The sequence below is a fragment of the Mycobacterium sp. IS-1264 genome, assembly GCF_001954195.1.
In the GTDB taxonomy this organism is placed as follows: Bacteria; Actinomycetota; Actinomycetes; order Mycobacteriales; family Mycobacteriaceae; genus Mycobacterium.
This window is the reverse complement of sequence record NZ_MBES01000016.1, coordinates 21,508-41,631: the sequence shown is the minus strand read 5'-3', so window position 1 is coordinate 41,631 and position 20,124 is coordinate 21,508. Positions and strand designations below refer to the sequence as shown.

At 66.8% G+C, this 20,124-nt stretch carries 21 protein-coding genes and 1 pseudogene; 15 read left to right on the top strand and 7 right to left on the bottom strand.

Going from position 1 to position 20,124, the window contains the following annotated elements:
* Positions 1 to 2 precede the first annotated feature (2 nt).
* Positions 3 to 806, top strand: coding sequence for an SDR family oxidoreductase (locus A5744_RS03780; protein ID WP_076058534.1), 804 nt, complete (start codon positions 3 to 5; stop codon positions 804 to 806).
* Between the two features lie 3 nt (positions 807 to 809).
* Here A5744_RS03780 and A5744_RS03775 read toward each other — a convergent pair whose 3' ends face one another.
* Positions 810 to 2,267: an NAD(P)/FAD-dependent oxidoreductase gene (locus A5744_RS03775; RefSeq protein ID WP_076058532.1), complete on the bottom strand. Its 1,458-nt coding sequence runs from the start codon at positions 2,265 to 2,267 to the stop codon at positions 810 to 812.
* A 68-nt stretch (positions 2,268 to 2,335) separates the two neighbouring features.
* Here A5744_RS03775 and cobG point away from each other — a divergent pair, with 68 nt between their 5' ends.
* Genes cobG through A5744_RS03755 form a run of 4 tightly spaced genes read left to right on the top strand, consistent with a single transcriptional unit; the run spans position 2,336 to position 5,952 of the window.
* Positions 2,336 to 3,436: a precorrin-3B synthase gene (cobG, locus tag A5744_RS03770; protein ID WP_076058531.1), complete on the top strand. Its 1,101-nt coding sequence runs from the start codon at positions 2,336 to 2,338 to the stop codon at positions 3,434 to 3,436.
* 16 nt (positions 3,437 to 3,452) lie between these two features.
* Positions 3,453 to 4,079 carry a precorrin-8X methylmutase gene (locus A5744_RS03765; RefSeq protein WP_076058529.1) on the top strand — a complete coding sequence of 209 codons (627 nt, stop codon included), beginning with the start codon at positions 3,453 to 3,455 and terminating at the stop codon, positions 4,077 to 4,079.
* The gene (locus A5744_RS03760; protein WP_076058528.1) at positions 4,076 to 5,554 is read left to right on the top strand and encodes a precorrin-2 C(20)-methyltransferase; all 1,479 of its coding nucleotides are present in this window, start codon (positions 4,076 to 4,078) and stop codon (positions 5,552 to 5,554) included. Before A5744_RS03765 ends, A5744_RS03760 begins: the two co-directional genes overlap by 4 nt.
* 29 nt (positions 5,555 to 5,583) lie before the next feature.
* Positions 5,584 to 5,952 carry an STAS/SEC14 domain-containing protein gene (locus A5744_RS03755; protein WP_076058526.1) on the top strand — a complete coding sequence of 123 codons (369 nt, stop codon included), beginning with the start codon at positions 5,584 to 5,586 and terminating at the stop codon, positions 5,950 to 5,952.
* On the opposite strand, the gene A5744_RS03750 is transcribed toward A5744_RS03755, so the two are convergent.
* Entirely contained in the window at positions 5,953 to 7,476 is a 1,524-nt protein-coding gene (locus A5744_RS03750) for a PPE family protein (RefSeq protein WP_076058524.1), read from the bottom strand.
* On the opposite strand from A5744_RS03750, the pseudogene A5744_RS24895 reads away from it, so the two are divergent.
* A pseudogene (locus tag A5744_RS24895) lies at positions 7,435 to 8,295 on the top strand (DUF2275 domain-containing protein); the annotation flags it as partial. The gene A5744_RS03750 and the pseudogene A5744_RS24895 overlap by 42 nt on opposite strands.
* A gap of 147 nt (positions 8,296 to 8,442) precedes the next feature.
* Positions 8,443 to 8,997, top strand: coding sequence for an RNA polymerase sigma factor SigC (gene sigC, locus A5744_RS24890; protein WP_240562958.1), 555 nt, complete (start codon positions 8,443 to 8,445; stop codon positions 8,995 to 8,997).
* On the opposite strand, the gene A5744_RS03740 is transcribed toward sigC, so the two are convergent.
* The 4 genes from A5744_RS03740 to A5744_RS03725 are packed head-to-tail and all read right to left on the bottom strand — an operon-like array spanning position 8,994 to position 12,392.
* Positions 8,994 to 9,728: a cobalt-precorrin-6A reductase gene (locus A5744_RS03740; protein ID WP_076058522.1), complete on the bottom strand. Its 735-nt coding sequence runs from the start codon at positions 9,726 to 9,728 to the stop codon at positions 8,994 to 8,996. The two genes, sigC and A5744_RS03740, sit on opposite strands and share 4 nt — an antisense overlap.
* Positions 9,728 to 10,480 carry a precorrin-4 C(11)-methyltransferase gene (gene cobM, locus A5744_RS03735; RefSeq protein ID WP_076058723.1) on the bottom strand — a complete coding sequence of 251 codons (753 nt, stop codon included), beginning with the start codon at positions 10,478 to 10,480 and terminating at the stop codon, positions 9,728 to 9,730. The genes A5744_RS03740 and cobM overlap by 1 nt, the downstream gene beginning before the upstream one ends.
* Positions 10,477 to 11,646, bottom strand: a complete 1,170-nt coding sequence (cbiE, locus tag A5744_RS03730) for a precorrin-6y C5,15-methyltransferase (decarboxylating) subunit CbiE (protein WP_076058520.1) — start codon at positions 11,644 to 11,646, stop codon at positions 10,477 to 10,479. Before cbiE ends, cobM begins: the two co-directional genes overlap by 4 nt.
* Positions 11,643 to 12,392 carry an SDR family NAD(P)-dependent oxidoreductase gene (locus tag A5744_RS03725; RefSeq protein ID WP_076058519.1) on the bottom strand — a complete coding sequence of 250 codons (750 nt, stop codon included), beginning with the start codon at positions 12,390 to 12,392 and terminating at the stop codon, positions 11,643 to 11,645. The genes cbiE and A5744_RS03725 overlap by 4 nt, the downstream gene beginning before the upstream one ends.
* A gap of 35 nt (positions 12,393 to 12,427) precedes the next feature.
* Between A5744_RS03725 and A5744_RS03720 the strand changes: the two genes are divergently transcribed.
* The 7 genes from A5744_RS03720 (at position 12,428) to A5744_RS24285 (ending at position 17,908) form a co-directional block, all read left to right on the top strand.
* Complete coding sequence (locus A5744_RS03720; RefSeq protein ID WP_076058517.1) at positions 12,428 to 12,838, top strand: F420-dependent biliverdin reductase; 411 nt, start codon at positions 12,428 to 12,430, stop codon at positions 12,836 to 12,838.
* 254 nt (positions 12,839 to 13,092) lie between these two features.
* Positions 13,093 to 14,667 carry a hypothetical protein gene (locus A5744_RS24300; protein WP_076058515.1) on the top strand — a complete coding sequence of 525 codons (1,575 nt, stop codon included), beginning with the start codon at positions 13,093 to 13,095 and terminating at the stop codon, positions 14,665 to 14,667.
* A gap of 21 nt (positions 14,668 to 14,688) precedes the next feature.
* Positions 14,689 to 14,997, top strand: a complete 309-nt coding sequence (locus A5744_RS03710) for a hypothetical protein (RefSeq protein ID WP_076058513.1) — start codon at positions 14,689 to 14,691, stop codon at positions 14,995 to 14,997.
* A gap of 1 nt (position 14,998) precedes the next feature.
* Entirely contained in the window at positions 14,999 to 15,259 is a 261-nt protein-coding gene (locus A5744_RS03705) for a hypothetical protein (RefSeq protein ID WP_083679186.1), read from the top strand.
* Between the two features lie 379 nt (positions 15,260 to 15,638).
* Positions 15,639 to 16,586, top strand: coding sequence for a hypothetical protein (locus tag A5744_RS24295; protein ID WP_139331227.1), 948 nt, complete (start codon positions 15,639 to 15,641; stop codon positions 16,584 to 16,586).
* A gap of 245 nt (positions 16,587 to 16,831) precedes the next feature.
* The gene (locus tag A5744_RS24290) at positions 16,832 to 17,290 is read left to right on the top strand and encodes a hypothetical protein (protein ID WP_139331226.1); all 459 of its coding nucleotides are present in this window, start codon (positions 16,832 to 16,834) and stop codon (positions 17,288 to 17,290) included.
* Positions 17,291 to 17,458: 168 nt separating this feature from the next.
* A complete protein-coding gene (locus tag A5744_RS24285; protein WP_139331225.1) occupies positions 17,459 to 17,908 on the top strand; it encodes a hypothetical protein in 450 nt (149 codons plus the stop codon).
* Positions 17,909 to 17,982: 74 nt separating this feature from the next.
* Here the strand turns inward: A5744_RS24285 and A5744_RS03695 are convergent, their stop codons facing one another.
* Complete coding sequence (locus A5744_RS03695) at positions 17,983 to 18,441, bottom strand: hypothetical protein (RefSeq protein ID WP_076058511.1); 459 nt, start codon at positions 18,439 to 18,441, stop codon at positions 17,983 to 17,985.
* A 423-nt stretch (positions 18,442 to 18,864) separates the two neighbouring features.
* Here A5744_RS03695 and A5744_RS24280 point away from each other — a divergent pair, with 423 nt between their 5' ends.
* A complete protein-coding gene (locus A5744_RS24280) occupies positions 18,865 to 20,079 on the top strand; it encodes a DUF5631 domain-containing protein (protein ID WP_139331224.1) in 1,215 nt (404 codons plus the stop codon).
* Positions 20,080 to 20,124: the final 45 nt, after the last annotated feature.

Sequence of the window (20,124 nt, the reverse complement as noted above, 5' to 3'; positions counted from 1 at the left end):
GGATGAAGGCTGCGGCGGTTGCGGACAAGGTCATTGCCATCACCGGCGGAGCGCGCGGAATCGGTCTGGCCATCGCCACGGTTCTGCGGGACCTGGGCGGCAAGGTCGCCGTCGGCGACATCGATCCGGTGGGCGCCGACGCGGGCCGTCGGCTGGACGTGACGGATCGTCAATCCTTCACCGATTTCCTCGACGGCGTCGAAAGCGACCTGGGGCCGATCGATGTCGTGGTGAACAATGCGGGCGTCATCGCGGTGGGTGGCGCCGTCGACGAGTCCGACGACATCACCCGGCGGGTGCTCGACGTTAACGTCTACGGCGTCATCCTGGGCACCAAGCTGGCCGCCCAACGCATGCTGCCCCGCGGACGCGGTCACATCATCAACATCGGGTCGCTGGCGAGCGTGCTGCCCACCGAGGGCATCGCAACGTATTGCGCGACGAAACATGCCGTTCTCGGGTACACCGACGCCGTACGCATGGAGAACCGCGGGAGCGGCGTCCATTTCTCGGTGATCATGCCGACGTTGACCAACACCGAGATGATCGCCGGCATCGGCCACGCGCGCGGCTTCAAAAACGCCGAGCCTGACGACGTCGCCAGGGCAGTCGCCGACGTGATCGCCAAACCGAAATCACGTGTCGTCGTACCCCGTTCCATAGGCGTGGTCGCGTCCGCTCAGCGTTTGATGCCGCAAGGCGCATACGAGGCGCTAGGGCGGCTATTGGGCACCGGACGCGTTTTCACCAGCGACGTCGAAGTGGATAAGCGCGCTACCTATGCCCGACGGACGGGAACGTCCTGACGCTCAGGCGGTGCGCACCTCGAAGTGCGTCGGCTCGGGTCGTCGCAACAGCTCGCGGTGGGTCTCGGGCGTCCACGGGAAGAGCTCCGGCAGACCGTCCTTGCCAAGGTACCAACTGCTGCAGCCGGTAACCCAAATCGTCTGCGGCATAGCGGCTTTCATGCGTTCGTTGTATTCCTTGGTCGCCGCCTCGGTCGGAGCCGCTGCGCGCACCGCTCCGTCACGCAGCTGCTCGATCCACCACATCACGTAGCCGGCCTGGTCCTCGGCGATCGGAACGAGCGACTGGTTGCCGATCGGCGAATGCGGCCCCATCAGCATGAACAGATTGGGGAATCCCGGCACCGCGATAGACCGATAAGCCATCGGACCGTCCTCCCAGACCTCGTCCAGGGTGATTCCGCCCTCCCCGATCACCTCGAGTGGGCGCACGTAGGCGCGCGCGTCGAATCCGGTGGCATAGACCAGCATGTCGAGTTCGTGCAGCGTGCCGTCGGCGGTGACGATGCCGCGCGGCTCGATGTGGTCGATCGAGTCGGTGATGATCTCTACTCCGGGCTTTTGTACGGACCGGTAGAAATGCCCGGCCATCACCTGCCGCTTGCACATCGGTTGGTAGGTGGGAGTCAGCTTGGCCCTGAGCTGCGGGTCGCGCACCGACAGCCGCAGGTTCCATCGACACCAGGCCTGGATCTGACGGCGCTGCCAGCCCGGGCGGATCGGTGCCACGCCGAACCAGTGCCGCATCAGCCACCCCCAGAAGCGATAGGGCAGACCGTTCAGCGCCGGCCACCGTGACAGCGCCGCCTGAGCCAACTTTGAATAGCGCGGGTTAGGGAATGGGTAAACCCACTGCGCGGTGCGCTGAAAGACTTTCAGCTGGCGCACCTTGCCGCCGAGCTCCGCGGTAATCTGCACACCGGTCGAACCGGTGCCGATCAGGCCGATCCTCTTGTCCGGCAACGAAACCGAGTGGTCCCACTGCGACGAGTGAAAGGCCGGGCCGGCGAAGGTGTCCCGTCCGGGGATGTCCGGATAGCGAGGCACCCGCAGGACCCCCGTCGCGGTGACGAGCACGTCGAACGTCTCCTCACCGTCGCGGGTGGTGAGTCGCCACGTCCCGTCGTCATATCGGGCCGCGGTGACGACGGTGCCGAACCGGATGTACGGACGGATGCCCCGTTCGTCGGCCACCCGCTGGAAATACGCCTGGATCTCCGGGCCCGGCGGCAGCCAGTGCGACCAGTTGGGATTCGGCCGGAACGAATAGGAGTAGTAGCGCGACGGGACATCGCAGGTAAGTCCGGGATAGGTGTTGTCGCGCCACGTGCCGCCCACCTCGTCGGCCTTCTCGAAAATGGTGAACGAGTCGATGCCGGCGTCCTGCAGCTTGGCGGCCATGCAGATGCCGGACATCCCGGCGCCGATGATCGCGACCTTCACTGGGCGCTTCTGTGCCATGGCAATCACCCGACCTCTCGCTGGCCTGCACGTTACGCCGGAAAGTCCACGGGTCGTACCGTAAACGGATGGCCAGATCGCGCGACACGGACGGTTGCCCGGGCGCACTGCAGGCGCACGAGGCGGCCGACGGTGCGCTGGTGCGCGTCCGGCTGCCCGGCGGCATGATCACGGCCGCCCAGCTGGCCGCACTCGCCGATGTGTCGAGCCGGTTCGGTTCGGGAAAGCTCGAGCTGACGTCCCGGGGCAACGTGCAACTACGCGGGATCACCGACGTGACTGCGGCGGCCGAGGCGATCGCGGGCTCCGGGCTGTTGCCGTCGACGACGCATGAGCGCGTCCGCAACATCGTCGCGTCGCCGCTGTCGGGACGGGCCGGCGGGCGCGCCGACGTGCGTCCCTGGGTTGGTGAGCTGGACGCTGCGATCTGCGCCGAACCCGCGCTCGCGGAGCTCGGCGGCCGGTTCTGGTTCGGCCTCGACGACGGCCGCGCCGACGTGTCGGGGCTGGGCGCCGACGTCGGCGTGCACGTGCTGGGCGACGACTGTGCGCTGCTGCTGGCGGGGCGGGACACCGGCGTCCGGCTGGCCCCGCGCGACGCGATCCAGACACTCGTGGAAGTAGCCCGCCGCTTCGTGGACATACGCGGAAAAGCTTGGCGCGTCAGCGAATTGGATGACATCGCTGGACTTGTTCCCGGCGCGGTGCTCAGTGACACCACCTTCCCGCCCGTCACCCAGCCACCGGTGGGCTGGATCGACCAGGACGACGGCCGGGTCGCGCTGGGCGCGGCGGTGCCGCTGGGGGCGCTGCCCGCCAGCGTCGCGGAGTATCTCGCCGCGATCGAGGCGCCGCTGGTGGTCACGCCGTGGCGCTCGGTATTCGTGTGCGACCTCGAGGAGGGCGTCGCCGACACCGCGCTGCGGGTCCTTGCCCCGCTGGGCTTGGTGTTCGACGAGAACTCCCCCTGGCTCAATGTCAGCGCGTGCATCGGCAGCCCCGGGTGCGAACATTCGGCGGCCGACGTACGGGCCGACGCGGCGCTGTCGCTCGACGCGGATTCCACCGTGCATCGTCACTTCGTCGGCTGCGAACGCGCGTGCGGCAGCCCACCGGCCGGTCAGGTGCTGGTCGCCAGCGGACAGGGCTATCGGCTGCTGCGCGGCTAGCGCTTAGGGTGAGCACGTGCTCGACTACATCCGCGACGCGGCGGAGATCTATCGCCAGTCGTTCGCGGCCATCCGCGCCGAGGCCGACCTGTCGCGATTTCCCGACGACGTGGCACGGGTGGTGGTCCGGCTGATCCACACCTGCGGCCAGGTCGACGTCGCCGAGCATGTCGCGTTCACCGACGACGTCGTCGCGCGGACCAGCGCCGCCCTGCAAGCGGGCGCCCCGATCCTGTGCGATTCGTCGATGGTGGCCGCGGGGATCACTACCGCGCGGCTGCCCGCCGACAACAAGGTCGTCTCGCTGGTGGCCGACCCGGGCGCGGCCGACCTGGCCGCGCGCCGGCAGACCACCCGCTCGGCGGCCGGCGTGGAGCTGTGGGCCGACCGGCTGGCTGGGGCGGTGCTGGCCATCGGCAACGCGCCGACCGCCCTGTTCCGGCTGCTCGAACTCGTGGACGAGGGGGTGGCGCCGCCGGTCGCGGTGCTGGGCGGGCCGGTCGGCTTCGTCGGGTCGGCGCAGTCCAAGCAGGAGCTGATCGAGCGTCCGCGCGGCATCTCTTATCTGGTGGTGCGGGGCCGCCGGGGCGGCAGCGCCATGGCGGCCGCGGCCGTCAACGCGATTGCGAGCAACAGCGAATGACATCGCGCGGCAGGCTATGGGGCGTCGGGCTTGGCCCCGGCGACCCGGAGTTGGTGACCGTCAAGGCCGCCCGGCTGATCGGCGAAGCGGACGTGGTGGCCTACCACAGCGCCCGGCACGGCCGAAGCATCGCGCGCGGCATCGCCGAACCGTATCTGCGGCCCGGCCAGATCGAGGAGCACCTCGTCTATCCGGTGACTACCGAGGCGACAGATCATCCCGGCGGGTACGCCGGCGCGCTGGAGGACTTCTACGCCGATGCCACCCGGCGGATCGCCGCGCATCTGGACGCGGGACGCAATGTGGCGCTGCTCGCCGAGGGCGACCCGCTCTTCTACAGCTCCTACATGCACTTGCACACCCGGCTGACGCAGCGGTTCGACGCCGTCATCGTGCCGGGTGTGACGTCGGTCAGCGCGGCCTCGGCTGCCATCGCGACACCGCTGGTGGCCGGCGACGAGGTGCTGTCGGTGCTGCCGGGCACACTGCCGGTCGCGGAGCTGACCCGTCGGCTCGCCGACGCCGACGCTGCCGTGGTCCTCAAACTGGGCCGGTCGTATCACGCTGTGCGAGAAGCGCTTTCGGCGTCCGGGCAGCTTGATGACGCGTTCTATGTGGAGCGTGCCAGCAGCGCCGGAGAGCGCATTCTGCCCGCCGCCGACGTCGACGAGAACAGCGTGCCGTACTTCTCGCTGGCCATGCTGCCGGGCGGACGTCGCGCGCAGCATCCCCCGCATGAGGGCACCGTCGCGGTGGTGGGCCTCGGCCCCGGCGACCTCGACTGGATGACGCCGCAGAGCCGACGCGAGCTGGCCGCCGCGACCGACCTGATCGGCTACGGCGGCTACCTGGATCGCGTCCCGGTCCGCGACGGCCAGCGGCGCCACCCCAGCGACAACACCGACGAACCGGAGCGCGCGCGGCTGGCATGCGCGTTGGCGGAGCAGGGCCACACCGTCGCGGTGGTGTCGTCGGGCGATCCGGGCGTCTTCGCCATGGCCACGGCGGTTTTGGAAGAGGCCAAACAATGGCCGGGGGTGCGGATCCGAGTGATTCCCGCGATGACCGCCGCGCAGGCCGTCGCCAGCCGGGTGGGCGCGCCGTTGGGGCACGACTACGCGGTGATCTCGCTGTCGGACCGGCTCAAGCCGTGGGATGTCATTTCGGCTCGCCTGGCCGCCGCGGCCGCCGCCGATCTGGTGCTGGCCATCTACAACCCGGCCTCGAAGTCGCGGACCTGGCAGGTGGCCGCGATGCGCGACGTGCTGCTCGCACACCGCGAAGCCGGCACGCCGGTGGTGATCGGCCGCAGCGTTTCCGGTCCCGACGAAGACGTGCGCGTGGTGCGGCTGGCCGATCTCAACCCCGCCGAGGTCGACATGCGCTGCCTGCTGATCGTCGGATCGTCGCAAACCCAGTGGTACTCAGACGATTCCGGTGACCGGGTGTTCACCCCCCGTCGCTACCCTGCCTGACATACCCTGCCTGACGGAAGGAGAGGTCGATGATCGAACTGCTGCCGGACGTGCCCGAGGGCGTGATCGGCATCCGCGTGTCAGGGCGGCTGAGCGGTGACGAACTGCGCGAGATCAGGCCCACCGTCGAAGAACTGGTCAAGACCGGCGAGATCCGGATAGTCGAGGTCATCGAGCCGGACTACGAGGGCTTCGGGCCCGGCGGGCTGGTCGAAGACATCAAGCTGGGCTTGGGCACTGTGTTGCCGCATCATTCGGCGTTCAAGCGAATCGCCGTCGTGTCCGACAAGGAGTGGGTCGCCCATACCCTGCACGCGCTGGCGTGGCTGGTCCCCGGCGAGCTCGCCCTGTTCGGCCTCGACGAACTCGAGCGCGCCAAACAATGGGCCGCCGGCTGATTAATCCTGGTCTTGATCCTGGTCCCAGCTGCTCGGCATCATCGGCACGGTTGGGCCGTCGCTCATCCCTTCACCGGTGACGGTGATCAGCCCCGCGGGTTGGGGTCCGTCGGATTTGGCTGCGGCCCCGGCAAATCCGAGCGATCCGGCGCTCTGCGCCGATGCCCAGACGCCCTCCGGATCCATGAATTCGTAGCGGTATCCGAGATCCTTGGCCGTTGCCCCGCGCCGTCGGCGGGCCCGGGCTCGCTTGTCCGCCGCCGCGGCGGCCGGTGCGTCGGCGTCGTCGGGCGCCGGTTCCTCGGACTTGCGGCGCGCCCGGCTTTGGGCGCTACTGCGTCCCGACAGTCCGGACAGGCCCACGGCGTACAGCGAGTCGGAGACGCCCGCGCCGATTCCGTCGGTCGCCGTCGGGCCGAAGCCAACTCCGGGTCCGCCGCCGACCGGACCGCCACCCGACGCCGTGGCCACACTCGGCGCCGGACTGGAAGCCGTGGCGCTGCTCGCGTTCGCCGCGGTACTGGCGGACATTGTCGGCGTCGGAGCCGGCGTGGTGGCCATCGGCGCCGGCGGTGCCGTTGCCAACGGCACGCTTAGCGCCGGCGCAGCAGCGGCCGCGGCGGCGGCACTCACAGCACCGGCGACAGCCGCGGCCACGCCTGCGGCAGCGGCGGCGGAAACAGCCGCGATCATGACCGGGGCAAGCATTACTCCCAGCTGAGCCGCTTGCACTAAGGGCCAGACGAGCATCAACGAGTGAAAGATGAACCAACCCAACGCTGTGGCCAGCGCGGGGCTCATGCCGGGAATTTGCATGAAGAAGGAGGACACCGCGTTGGCAAATGGAACCGCGTCAATGGGCCAGCCGTCGGGGTATATCTCCTTCCCGAGCGGCCAGAGGACGCTTTGGGTGAAGTCCGAAAGGGCCTTCGCTAGCTCGTCCTGCCACGAGGTGCTGCTGTCGGCCGCCGTGGTGGCAGGTTGAGTCGCCACAATCTGCGGAGCGGGGGTGGTCGCGGGTACTGCGGCGAGCGTGGATTCGCTGACGGCCTGGTAGGTGCTCATCGTCGCCGCGGCGTGCACCCACATGCGCGCGTAATCCGCCTCGTTTACCGCGATCGGGATGGTGTTGACGCCGAAGAAGTTGGTGGCGACCAGCACGGCGTGGGTGGCGTGGTTTGCCGCGAGCTCGGCCAGTGTCGGCATGGCGGCCAGGGCGGTGGTGTAGGCGGTGCCCGCGGTCGTGTGCAATGTGGCCGCCGCCGTGCTCTTGGCGGCGCTGTCGATCAGCCAGCCCAGATAGGGGGCGTGTGCCGCCACGTATTGTTCGGCGCTGGGCCCATCCCATGCGCCACCCTGCACAGCGCCCAGTAACGCGACGAGTTCGTCTGCTGCCGTGGCATATTCGGTGCCCAGGGACGTCCACGCTGCCGCCGCGGCAAACAGCGGCCCGGGTCCCGGGCCGCTGCTGAGCAATGTCGAATGCACCTCCGGCGGAAAGGCGATCCAGATCGGGGCGGTCATCTTCGGCGGCCTTCGAGCGGAAACACGGATACCTCTTCGATGAGTGTTCGTGAGTGTGAGGGTGCTTGCCTCCAGTGGTCGGTTTGCCGAGCGGTTTGGTTCCCCGTCATTTTTCGCGCGCCCTTTGCGCGCGGCCCGGGCTTGCGCAACGATGCAGGGATGCGGTGTGACGTTGCCCGTGAGGCGCTTTCCGCGCGATTGGACGGCGAGCGTCCCCAAGTGCTCGCGCAGCAGGTCGACGCGCATTTGGAAACGTGCCGAGGTTGCCGCACCTGGCTGATCGGCGCGGCGGTGCAGACCCGCCGGCTGGCCTCGATGGTGCCCGGCGAGGCACCGGACCTCGTCGACAAGATTCTGGCGAGCGCCGCGGCCGAGTCCACCGCGTATCGGCGCGGGATGCGCTGGCTGCGATCGCACTATCGGCGCTGGGGTCTGATCGGCGTCGGCGCGTTCCAGGTCGCGATCGCCGCGGCGCAAATCAGCGGAACCAATTTCGGCATGGTGTCGATGCACATGCACGGCGCGATGTCCGGAGAGCATCTGATGCACGAGTCAACCGCGTGGCTGCTGGCGTTGGGTCTGGCGATGATGGCCGCCGGCATCTGGCCCGTCACCGCGATCGGCGTCGCGGCGATCACCGGCGTGTATTCGGTCGCGTTGTTGAGCTACGTGATCGTCGACGCGTTCAACGGCGAGGTCACCGTGGCACGAATCGCCAGTCACGTGCCGGTGCTGCTGGGCCTGGTGTTCACGTTGCTGGTGGCGCGGGAGCGTGCGGGGTCGCATCGGCCGCGCAGGCGCGACAGCGATGCCGATGTTGAGCACCCCAGCGCACCTACCGCGTCGGGTCATGCTCGGCGCCGTGGGCACCTGTGGCCGATCAACCGGTCGTCTCGAGACCCCCTTGCCGCCTCTACGACAACCCGTCGTAGACTCGCCGTGCCCGCGCAACTAAGGTGGTTGGCCATGACCGCGTCAAGCGACGACGAGGCCGTTACCGAACTCGCTTTGTCGGCTGCACGCGGGAATGCACGAGCGCTCGAGGCGTTCATCAAGGCTACCCAGCAAGACGTGTGGCGCTTTGTCACCTACCTGTCGGACGCGGGCGTCGCGGACGACCTGACGCAGGAGACGTACCTGCGGGCAATCGGCGCGATTGAACGGTTTTCCGGACGCTCCACTGCCCGAACGTGGTTGCTGGCCATCGCCCGTCGTGTCGTGGCCGATCACATCCGCCACGCCCAATCGCGGCCGCGCACGGCGCCCGGCGCCGATCCCGAGCAGGTACTCAACGGCGACCGCCACGCCCGCGGCTTCGAAGACCTCGTCGAGGTGACGACGATGATCGCCGGTCTGACCGCCGAACAACGGGAGGCCCTGCTGCTCACCCAGCTGCTGGGGCTGCCTTACGCCGACGCCGCGGCCGTGTGCGGTTGCCCGGTGGGCACCATCCGGTCGCGGGTCGCCCGCGCCCGCGACGCGCTGCTCGCCGATGCCGAACGCGACGACCTGACGGGCTAGTCCAGCCGGGCTCGTCCTGTTACCCAGTCGGTCGCCTCTTGCACGGTGCCCACCGCCTTCACCCCGGCCGGCAGCGGTGGGCGAGCCACCATCACCACCGGAATGCCCAGCGCGGCAGCGGCATCCAGCTTCGCGCGGGTCATGTCGCCGCCGCTGTTCTTGGTGACCAACGCGTCGATGCGGTGCTCACGCATGATGGCCAATTCGTCGTCGTAGCGATACGGGCCGCGGGACAGCAGCATCTTGTGGTGGCGCGGCAGCGCGGCGGCGTCGGGTTCGGTCACCGCGCGGATCAAAAACCAGGCGTCGCTGCCGGCGAACGCGTTGACCCCGGAACGACCGGTGGTGAGAAAGACGCGCGAATAGCGCTCCCGTGCAACGACTTCCGCGGCCTCGGCGTCTTTGGTGACGATGATGGCGTTGCGGGGATCCCACGGCGGACGGGCCAGCACAAGGTGGGGTATCCGCAATTCGTCGCACGCTTCGGCGGCGTGGGCGGTCATGGTCGCCGCGAACGGGTGAGTGGCGTCGACGACGGCGTCGATGCGCTCCTTCTGGAGCCAGCGCCTTAGGCCGTCCAGGCCCCCGAATCCTCCGATGCGCACGGGCCCCACCGGCAGCGCCGGGTCCGGGACCCGTCCGGCCAGCGAGCTGATGATGTCGACCTTTGGGTGCAACGTTTTCGCCAGCGCGCGGGCCTCGGCGGTGCCGCCGAGCACCAGCACCCGCATTAGTGTGGACCTTTGGCGCGGCGGGCGGCCGAATACAAGTAGCTATCGGTGAATCCCTCGGCGGCCAGCACGTCGCCCACGATGATGACGGCGGTCTTGGTGATGTTCGCGTCATGCATTTGCCCGGCGATGCTGGCGAGGGTGCCTTTCAACACGGTCTGCCGCGGCCAGCTGGCGAAAGCCACCACCGCGGTGGGTGTTTCGGGTCGGTAGCCTTCTAGTAGTTGGGCCACGATGGCGTCGATCTGCGCGGCGGCCAGGTGGAGGACCAGGGTGCCGTCGGATTGGGCGAGGGTGCGTAGGTCTTCCCCGGGGGGCATGGGCGTCGACAGGGTGGACACCCGAGTCAGCGTCACCGTCTGCGCCACCCCGGGAACGGTGAGTTCGCGTTTGAGCGCGGCCGCGGCGGCGGCGAAAGCCGGTACGCCCGGGACGATTTCGTAGTCGATGCCCAGCGCGTCGAGTCGGCGGCACTGTTCGGCGAGCGCGCTGTACAGCGACGGGTCACCGGAGTGCAGCCGGGCAACGTCGTGGCCGGCGGTGTGTGCGTTGGCGATTTCGGTGATGATCTGGTCGAGCGTCAACGGGCCGGTGTCGATGATTTTCGCGTCGGGCGGGCAGAGCGCCAGCAGCTCGTCGGGCATGATCGAACCGGCGTAGAGGCATGTTTGGCAGCACTCGAGCAGGCGCTGGCCGCGGACGGTGATCAGGTCGGCCGCCCCGGGGCCGGCGCCGATGAAGTACACCGTCATGGTTTGGTCACCGCCCATTGCGTGACCGGGTGCTGCGGGCGCCACCCTGTGAAGCCGCCCAGCGGCTGGGCCCGATAATGCTGGAAGCGGCGGAGTTGGCCGCCGAGGCGTGAATATGCCTGCAACAGAACGGCTTCGGACTCGATGGTGACGGTGTTGGCGACCAGCCTGCCGCCGGTGGGCAGGTTGTCGAGGCACGCGTCGAGCAGACCCGGCCGGGTCATGCCGCCGCCGATGAAGATGACCGACGGTGGTGGGGCGCCGTCGAACGCGTCGGGGGCTTCACCGCGCACTACGATTTCCACGCCGGAGGCGGCGGCGTTGGATTCGATGTTGAGGCGGCGTCGTTCGTCGCATTCGAAAGCCACCGCACTGCAATCCTTCCAGCGCAGGCACCACTCGACCGCGATGCTGCCCGAGCCCGCGCCGACGTCCCAGAGCCGCTCCCCCGGCCGCGGCGCCAGCGCCGCCAAGGTCACCGCGCGGATTCCGTGTTTGGTGATCTGCCCGTCGTGGGCGAACGCGTCGTCGTGCAGCGGTGACGCGCGTTCGTCGGGCAGGTAGCGGACGGCGATGACGTTGAGATCGTCGATGTCCGTGGGTGTGTCGTCGGCCCACTGGCGCGCGGTGCCGTCGCGGCGGCGTTCGGTTGGGCCGCCGAGATTTTCGAGCACGCTGTATTCGGAATCGCCCCGGCCGTGGGTGTTCAGTTGTACCGCAAGCGCTTTCGGCGTGGACGAGTTCTTGGATAATACGATCGCCTGGCCGCCCCGGCGCACCGCCGTGTGTGGCTGCGCGGTGACCAGGCTGATCACCTCGGTGTCGTGAACGTTCCAGCCCATGCGCGCGCACGCCAGCGTCACCGCCGAGACGTGCGGCAGCACCCGCACCCTCTCGGTGCCGTACAGGCGGATCAGAGTGCCGCCGATGCCGTGCGTCAGCGGGTCGCCGCTGGCGACTACGTGGATGTCGTCGTCGAGCGGCAGTGCTTGCAGGGCAGGCAGCAGCGGCGACGGCCACTCCCGGCGGGCGGCAGCTACGGTGTCGTCGAGCAGGGCGAGTTGTCGTTTTGCACCGTAAATGATTGTTGCCCTTTGCAATTCGGCGCGCGATGCCGGGGCAAGCCCCCTCATGCCGTCGGCGCCGATACCGACCACAGTGATCATCGCGGCATCCTTCGCCAGACGAATCGCGGCAGCAGCCGCATCACGACGGACGCGGGCCCCAGCGCCCAGGGGATCCACACCGTGCGCCGGCGCTTGGCGAGCGCACGCGCGGTCGCGGCGGCCACCTTTTGCGGGGTGGTCGGTAGCGGCGCGGGTGTCATGCCCTGCGTCATGCGCCCGACGACGAATCCCGGCCGGGCTATGAGCAGGTACACCCCGGTGCCGTGCAGCGCGTCGGCCAGGCCGCCGGCAAAGCCGTCCAGGCCCGCCTTCGCCGAGCCGTAGACGTAGTTGGCGCGACGCACGCGCGCTCCGGCGATCGAGGAGAACACGACCAGCGCTCCTGTGTCCGCCGCCCGCATCGCGGCGGCCAGATGCGTGAGCATGCTGACCTGGGCGACATAGTCGGTCTGGACGATGGAGATCGCGTGGGCGGCGTCGGCCTCGGCGCGGGCTTGGTCGCCAAGGATTCCGAAGGCCAGCACCGCGGTGCCGATGGGACCGTGGTCGGCGACGATCGACGCGACCAGCGGGCCGTGCGAGGCGAGGTCGTCCGCGTCGAATTCTCGGGTGTGCACCGCCGCGGCCCCGGCCTCGGTCAGCGTCGCCACCTGCTCGTCGAGCTGATCAGCTCGGCGCGCGGCCAGTATCACCGCCTTTTCCGGAGCCAGGCGCCGCGCGAGTTCGAGACCGATCTCGCTGCGACCGCCCAGAATTAGTACCGGACCTGCGCCCGTGTCATCCACGGCTGCGATTATGACCTGCGCTAGCGTGGGCGTTGATGGCGAACACCACTACGCGGCTCACGGACGACGCTTTGGCGTTTCTGTCCGAACGTCATCTGGCGATGCTGACCACGCTTCGCGCTGACAATTCGCCGCATGTGGTGGCCGTGGGTTTCACCTTCGATCCCAAGACGCATATCGCGCGGGTGATCACCACTGGCGGTTCTCAGAAGGCCGTCAACGCCGACCGTGGCGGGGTGGCCGTGCTCAGCCAGGTCGATGGGGCTCGGTGGCTGTCGCTGGAGGGCCGGTCCAAGGTCAACAGCGACGTCGACGCCGTGCGCGACGCCGAGCTGCGCTACGCCCAGCGCTACCGCACCCCCCGCGCCAACCCACGGCGGGTGGTCATTGAGGTGCAAGTGGAGCGGGTGCTGGGGTCGTCGGATCTGCTCGACCGTAGCGAGTAGCGCGCGGTTGGTTCGCCATTCGTTTGCGGCCTGCAGTGAATTGACCAGCGTCTATTGCTGGGATTAGCCTCTCGGCATCAGCGGACAGGTCGCCGCGGCAATCTCGAACCTGACAGCTCTGAAAGGGTAGCGATGTTCGTCGACAGCCGAATCTCGCACTCGGAGGCAAACGGGCCCCAGGGCACTCCGTGTGTGGCTGCCCTTGAGCTCGCCGACACGGAGGCGGGCGATGTCGCGGGAGTGCGGGCGGTGCGATGCAGCTGCGCTACATAAGCATCGCGGCGCTGATCGCCGAGGCCGGTGGTGATCCATGGGCGATCAACCAAAGCCTGCAAGCCGGGCGTCCGGCCCAGATTTCCGACCTGGCAGAGGCGTTCCATTCGGCGGCGCGTTGCACTACCGAGTCCAGCAAGGCCTTCGATGAAGCCCGTCGCCGCTTCGAGGCGTCGTGGAATCGGGACAACGGTGAGAACCCGATCAACGACGCGGCCGAAGTAGAACGCGTAACCAAATCACTGGGAGCGCAGTCCGAACAGCTGCCCAAGATCGGCGTCGAGTTGGAAAACATCGCGGCCGCGCTAGCGGAGGCACAGCGAACCGGCGCGGTGCAGATCTCGAATTTGGAGGGCCAGCTCGAGCAGCTCGACAACGAAATCGGCCAAGCGGTCGAAGAGGAAAAAGACATCCATCTGAGCCCCGGTTATCGACGCTTGCTCGAGGCGCTCATCTCTCATCTAGAACAGCAAGCCATCGACGACACCAAATCAGCGCTGGGCCAGCTTCAGTCACTACGCAACGGTTACTCAGACCGTCTACAAGGCTCGTTGACTACGCTCAACAACGACGGCTATGACCCTGCCATAATCCAGCCGGTGGATGCCCCTGGGACGCCATCCAAGGCCGAACCCATAGCTAACAAACGGCAGAATGAAATCGAGGCATTCGCAAAGGTTTTCGGCCGGCCGCCGAGTTCCCCGGCTGACTGGGATACCGCCGCGGCCCTGGATCCGCACAGCTACGACCCGAAAAACGGCGGTGTGCCCCCGAACATCGTTGTCGGGCGAATCAAACCAGTGCCCGGCCAGGGCGTCGTGCGCACGAACCTGTTCATCCCGGGTCGAGCGGTTTGGGACCCCCAGGTCGATTGGCCGCCGTTCCACGACAATCTCGGTGATAACCGAGGTTTCTCGCCCACAGTTGGCCCCGAAGAGTCGAGGGTCTCGATATTTGTCGACTACGAGAACGGCATCATCGTGGCCCGACAGAATCCATCGGTCGACGCAACGACGGGCCAGATTCGCGCTGGCACACCCAGCATCTCGGCCGTCCAACAAAGTAACGGCTCGGTCCTGGTCAAGTACAGCGCCGCCGACCCGTTCTCGCCAGGCGGCGAAGGTCTCGCGAAGGCAACGTCATTCGACGTAAATGGCACCATCGCGATCGAGCCATCGGCCGGGGGTCCTCGCGTCGGTGGAACGGTGACGAATTTCCCCGCGATCGAGATCTACAGCGACCAAGCGGGAAGGACTACGACGCCGCTCGTCCAGTCGTGGCCGTTCTTCGTGGATGGGGCCGGTGGGCCGGCCGCGGGTCTTGGGTGGCATAAGCCGATCGGGGACGCGGCTATCGAACTGGGCTTTAACGACCAGTTTCCGGCTCCGAAGATTCCTGCGCTCCCCCATCCGGGGCACGTTCCGCCGGTAGCGCCGATTGCGCCGCCGCTGGTCGCGAGCCCGCCAGGTACATATCCACTCGGCCCCGTCGACCATCCGCCGGAAATCGGCGTGCATGATCCGGTTGTCATGCTGCCGGCGTTACCGTCCAAATAAGCACGCGCACATGGGAGTCACATGAAAGAGCCGGTCGATTGGATACGGGCGGTGTTTTCTGGGGCAGTCATCGGTGGCGTTCTGTGGGCGATCATGGTGAAGATGCTGGCAGTGCTCACGCATGGCCACATGTCCACTCGTGACGTTTATACCTTCCTTCCCCTGGTATCCCTCGGTGTTCTCGCCGCCGGCGTGGTTCTGTACATCTACTCCAAAAACGCATTTTGGCGCAGTACAGCAATCGGTGTGATCTTGGCGCCGTTGACCGGGTGGTCGATTCTGCTGTTCGTTTCGCTGACCATCGTCCTTCCGATGCACCGGATGCACTGACGTGACGTCGTCCGACTACATAGGTCCGTTCGACCGGGCTCGCGAGCGACCGGTCCAGCTCGTCGCGGGGCTGTTTGTGGGCGTGATGTCGACGATGCTGACGTTCGGTTTCCTGTGGTTTTTTGCGCCCATATTTCCCCTCATGCTTTGTGGGTTGACAATGGCCTTCCGCCGTACATCCGCATTCTCGGTGGGCGCTTTCGCAGCCTTTTTCGGCGTCTTCATTTTCGTGGCGCTGTTTGCGGTGCTCTACTACGTGTAGGTGAAAAGGCCTCTCAAGCACCGTCAACACGGCCACGCCGCAGCCAGGACCACCACTCTGCCGACTACGGCGGCCCTTCGGAGGATCGGCAACACTGGGTGAATTGACCGATGTCAAAGCCGTCGTTAGCCTCAGAATCGGTGTGCGCGGGGGCACAATGTAGGTCGGACCTGCAGCATTCGGGTAGTCAGCACGCGAGGGCGGTACTACCCGTCAGCCGCCGGGTACCGAAAATGTCGATAGCTGAGGAAGGCTTAGCGATGGTGATCGGCACTGGTTTGGCTGCGGTCAGCCGTAAACCAGTCGCGCTGCGCGAGCGGCCATCAGCACGTGCTCATCCCTTCAACCTGTTCCACGCCACAGTGCCTAGGGGGGCGTGATGGGTGGGGGCGACGGTCGGATCCAAATAATTCTCGATCAGCTCGCACAGCTGAGTGATTCGCCGCCACCGCCGGGCATCCCGCCCGACCCGCTTGCTGCCGGTCGCTCGTACATCAGCCAACTGCTGAAAATCCTTGGTATAGCGGCAAATAGCGGCGATCCCGGTGACATGACCGCCGCGCAGGCGGGCTATGACGAACGCGGCATGAAGACCGGTGATGCCCTTACCAAATTCCCCGCCAACGAAGCAGATTCATCGGCGAAGCTTGCCGGTGCCGGCGGCCAAAACGAGATGTCGCAGATGCTTCAGCAGATCCCGCAGATGGCGTCCGGCCTTGCCGGCAGCCTTTCGGGTGCCCTCGGCGGCTTGCTGCAACCGCTGGGTCAGATGACGCAGCAGGTCGCTCAGATCGGGCAGCAAGCGATGCAAGCGGGTATGAGCGGGCTGCAGCATGGTGGAGCTGCGCAGACAGGCGAGGCCATTCCGGGCGAACTGCTCGGGGCTAAAGGCGGTGCCGGTGAGCTTGGCGGTGGCGGCGGTGGCGGTGTAGGCGGCGGTGGCCTGGGCGCCACTACACCGACCGCGATGCTTGGGCCGCTTCCCGCCCCGTCCGCCGGTACCGAGCCCGCCTCGGCTCACAGCGCTACACCGCCGCCAGCCAACGCGTCGACGCAGCCCGCGGTGCAAAGGGGCGCGATGGGCGCGATGCCGATGATGCCGCCGGGCGCCATGCACGGCGCGGGCGGGACGGGCAGCGATGCAAAGGCCGACACCAAGCGCGTCGTTGCGCCGTCCGTGAAGAACGGCGCGCCGGTGCAAGGCCGTATCACTACGCCCCCGCCGACACCCGAGGTGACCAAACGCGGTGAGGGCAAACCGATTGCGAGCCGACGCATCCTGCTGCCCGACCACAAGCGCGAAGACGACGCGGAGTCAAGCCGCTAACGGCAGTCGTTGCCTGTCCGTTCGTTACGCCAGTCGCGAATCCGACAGACCGTCCAGGAAAGAGGGACTTCCGGTCATTCGCCAGCTGCCGCTTTGACGTCGACCGTGCCCGAACGGTGACTATTCATATAGTCCACAGACGATACGATCAGGACGTGTCGGACGTCCCCCCGCCTCCTGCCGTTCCGCCTTTCCCGCCCCCGTGGCCGCCCACATCGCCGGCGCGGCGAACGCGGCAGTGGCCGATGTTCGCATTGCTGACGGTAGCTCTCTTTATAACGCTCGGTGTAGCAATCGTTGGCTGGTTTCGACCTGTACCGGCCAAACCCGAGGCTGCATCTGCGCCTACGTACTCCAGCCAACAGGTCGCTGGCGCCAAGTCAAAGGTATGCGCGGCTTTTGAGAAGGCGGATAGCGCAGTCAAGGCGACCAGTGCTCGCGATAAGGGTGCGGAATATGCCACACAGCTGGCCACCGCGGTGAATGTACGCCAATCGTTGATCGCAGGTAGCCAATATCTACTAACGACACTCAACAATGAGCCAGCGACCCCTGCTGATCTTGCAGCGAATATCCGTAGCCTCGCGAATGCGTACCAGCTGCTTGCGATCGAATTGCAGTCCGATGCCCCCGATTCTGAAAAAGACCCAACGGTGCGGTCAGGTGATGAAACGACTTCAACGCTCCGGAATATGTGTAAATGAATTGTGAACTCGGTGACGGTGACTACCGTGATCGCGGATGGGCGATACGATCAAATCGTGCCAGATCTGCCCAATCCGCCCGCGTTGGGTGCTCCTTCGCCGCCCCCCTGGCCACACGCAGGAGCGAGTGCGACTGCACGCCGTACGCCGTGGGCTGGGTTTGTCGCGTTGCTGGTCGCGCTGCTGGCGCTGGGCGTCGCGATAGCTTCTTTGTTTCGTCCGTTTCCAGCCAACAACCAGTCCTCCCCACCACCGACTACGAGCTATAACGATCAACAGATCGCCGCCGCGAAGTCCAACGTATGCGCCACCTATCAACAAGTACGCCGAGCGCTCGATGTGGCTGGTGCCCGCAACGGTAGTAGCGACTCGACTGCGACTCTGGCTGTCGCTACAGCTTCGCGACAAGCCCTCGATGCCGGCAGCAGGTACCTGCTGACCAAACTTGCTGAGCAACCAGCGACAACTCCTGAACTTGCGACGGCAGTTCGGAAGCTAGCTGATCTGTACCAGGAAATAACAGTTAGTTACCTCGCCGACGTTAGTGATTCCGAACTAAACCCATTGCGTCAGGCTGTCGAACAGCCAACAGCAACAATCGACAGGTGTTGCAAATGATTTTTCCTCCCGGCGAATGGTCGTTCTTGCTCGTTGGTGATCAATGGCCTGATGACCAGGATCTGATGGCGCTTTCACACGGCAAGATGAATCGCGGCCAGGTCAAAGCTGGATTTGTGCACTTCGCAGACATGCTTCGTAACGCGCAAACCGGCCCGCTCGCCGAACAGCAGGGCTATACGGCTGATGATCTCCGCAATGCTTTCCGCCAAGGTGAGGATCAGGCGCGGCGAATTGCCGAAAAGAACGGCACCAAGGAGGGCGCGTACAGCAGTGCCTACGACAGCATGGAGAGTCTCCAACACGATCTGACCAATTTGGCTAACGAGGGTAATCAACGGATCAAAGAGATCCAGGACTCCAAAGAGCCCGCGGCAGCTAAGGTGCCGCAGATTGTGGCCGCAATAAACCAGTATCGAGCCCTGGCCGGCCTTGCTGCCGCGAAATATAGCGGCAATGTCTTTGATGCGATGCAGCGGATCCTCGACGAGGAGAGTACAGGGCAGTCCGCTCGTCAATTCGCGCAATCCCACGGCCTTGATGTCGGGCAGATGTTTCGACCGCCAGGGAACCAAGATGAGTTGGCAGAACAGGTCCGGGGAATACTCGACAAATCGGGTTCGCTGGGTTCGGCGGCAACCACGGGGGATCTTGCACCACCAGGAGCGCCTCCGCAACCAGTTCCTAACTCGCTGACGGCCACAAATCAAACCGGCTACGTCCCGCCAGGACCGAAGCCGACGGCGCCCGGAGTCCCCGCGCCCCCGCCCGCACCCCAGTCACTACGTAACGTCGCTCAAGCTGGGGTGACCCCGAATCCGCCTCCCCTTCCCGGTACGGCGCAAGCCGGGCCCCCATTCTCGGGAACATCTGTCGCTTCTGCTTCATCGTTGCCAAATCCGTCGCTACCGGGTGCACCGCAGGTTTCGGCACAGCCGGTAGCCGCGCCGGCACCCATGACCGGTGGCACGCCGATGGCGCCGACGGGCCCGGTGCAAGGCACGACCCCTGCGCAATTGCTGCAGAGCTTCGACCAGGGACTGCAGACAGGCGCGCCGTTATCGAATGCGGCGGGTGCGATTCCGCCGCCCCAAATGGCGCCGACAGACCCGGCGGCCGCAACGACGCCGTCGGCCGGCGTGAGTGCCCCGGTGACCGCGCAGGCGTTCGATGCACCGCCGCCCGTCGCGCACGCGCCAACGGCCGACGCAACGCCTGCGCCGCAGGTGGTGGCGGGGCCAGCCACGACGGGAGGACCGGTTGCGGCCGCGCCCCCGCCGTCGGGTCCTCTCCCCGCGTACGCCTCCGACATCAGGCCCTCGATCTCAGCAGCCACAGCGCCCTCCGCGCCGCCGAGCGCACCGCCTTCGACGACGCCGGCTTCGGCGCCCGTCCATCCGACAGCCGGGCAGGCCACGCCGGCCCAACCGACCGTGGTGCGTCGAGAAGCCGTGCCGATGCCGCAATCCTCGCCGTCGAGTCTTGGATCCCAGGCCGTCGCGGCCACGGCGACCGGCGCGGTTGCGGGCGCGGCATCGGCCAACGCCACCGCGAGGGCCCGCTTGCAGCGACTGGTCTTCGCCGTCGCCCGCCAACAGCCCCGGCTGGCCTGGGCAGCCGGCGACCGCCCCGACAACACCACCGTGCTGGCAACCGATCTGGCCTGCGGCTGGATCCCCCCGGGCATCGATCTCCCATCCGCGGTCAAGCTGCTGCCCCCCGAACGACGCCGAGGCGACTTGGAGGCCCTCCTCGGCGAAGTCAGCGTCGCCGCCGGCTACACCCCGATCCACCACATCCCCGAGGACGACGAACCAGTCGTCACGTCGCCGCGGGCTCGGCGACTACCCGACATCGACGAACTCGGCTGGGAGCTCAACCAAGCCACCCAATGGCGCGACGGTCTGCCGCGGCTTGCCCACACGCTGGCCAAAGCGGCGTCCGCGGGAACCGGCGTGCTGGACAAGGAAGTCGACCAGCTGCACGAGCACCTGACCACCATCAGCACCCGCGTTCTCGACAACTATCCGGACCACGTGGACCCCACCGACATTGGCAACTGGCAGCTGCTGGCCGCCATCGATGCACTCATCACCGGAGACAAGACATCCGCGAACTATCACCTCGCGTGGTTCAAGGCCTGCAGCACAACGACAATCGGCCAAAGGTGAATTGACCAGCAAATCCTCCGTATTAGAGTTACTCCTGTTCGGAAG

Bases quoted from the DNA above. Each gene is read 5' to 3' on its own strand.
- cobG (WP_076058531.1), top strand. From the start codon at position 2,336: ATGGCCAGATCGCGCGACACGGACGGTTGCCCGGGCGCACTGCAGGCG.
- cbiE (WP_076058520.1), bottom strand. From the start codon at position 11,646: ATGATCACTGTGGTCGGTATCGGCGCCGACGGCATGAGGGGGCTTGCC.
- A5744_RS24300 (WP_076058515.1), top strand. From the start codon at position 13,093: ATGCAGCTGCGCTACATAAGCATCGCGGCGCTGATCGCCGAGGCCGGT.
- cobM (WP_076058723.1), bottom strand. From the start codon at position 10,480: ATGACGGTGTACTTCATCGGCGCCGGCCCCGGGGCGGCCGACCTGATC.
- A5744_RS03780 (WP_076058534.1), top strand. From the start codon at position 3: ATGAAGGCTGCGGCGGTTGCGGACAAGGTCATTGCCATCACCGGCGGA.
- A5744_RS24295 (WP_139331227.1), top strand. From the start codon at position 15,639: ATGGGTGGGGGCGACGGTCGGATCCAAATAATTCTCGATCAGCTCGCA.
- sigC (WP_240562958.1), top strand. From the start codon at position 8,443: ATGACCGCGTCAAGCGACGACGAGGCCGTTACCGAACTCGCTTTGTCG.
- A5744_RS03710 (WP_076058513.1), top strand. From the start codon at position 14,689: ATGAAAGAGCCGGTCGATTGGATACGGGCGGTGTTTTCTGGGGCAGTC.
- A5744_RS03750 (WP_076058524.1), bottom strand. From the start codon at position 7,476: ATGACCGCCCCGATCTGGATCGCCTTTCCGCCGGAGGTGCATTCGACA.
- A5744_RS24280 (WP_139331224.1), top strand. From the start codon at position 18,865: ATGACCGGTGGCACGCCGATGGCGCCGACGGGCCCGGTGCAAGGCACG.
- A5744_RS03755 (WP_076058526.1), top strand. From the start codon at position 5,584: ATGATCGAACTGCTGCCGGACGTGCCCGAGGGCGTGATCGGCATCCGC.
- A5744_RS03775 (WP_076058532.1), bottom strand. From the start codon at position 2,267: ATGGCACAGAAGCGCCCAGTGAAGGTCGCGATCATCGGCGCCGGGATG.
- A5744_RS24290 (WP_139331226.1), top strand. From the start codon at position 16,832: ATGTTCGCATTGCTGACGGTAGCTCTCTTTATAACGCTCGGTGTAGCA.
- A5744_RS03740 (WP_076058522.1), bottom strand. From the start codon at position 9,728: ATGCGGGTGCTGGTGCTCGGCGGCACCGCCGAGGCCCGCGCGCTGGCG.
- A5744_RS03720 (WP_076058517.1), top strand. From the start codon at position 12,428: ATGGCGAACACCACTACGCGGCTCACGGACGACGCTTTGGCGTTTCTG.
- A5744_RS03760 (WP_076058528.1), top strand. From the start codon at position 4,076: ATGACATCGCGCGGCAGGCTATGGGGCGTCGGGCTTGGCCCCGGCGAC.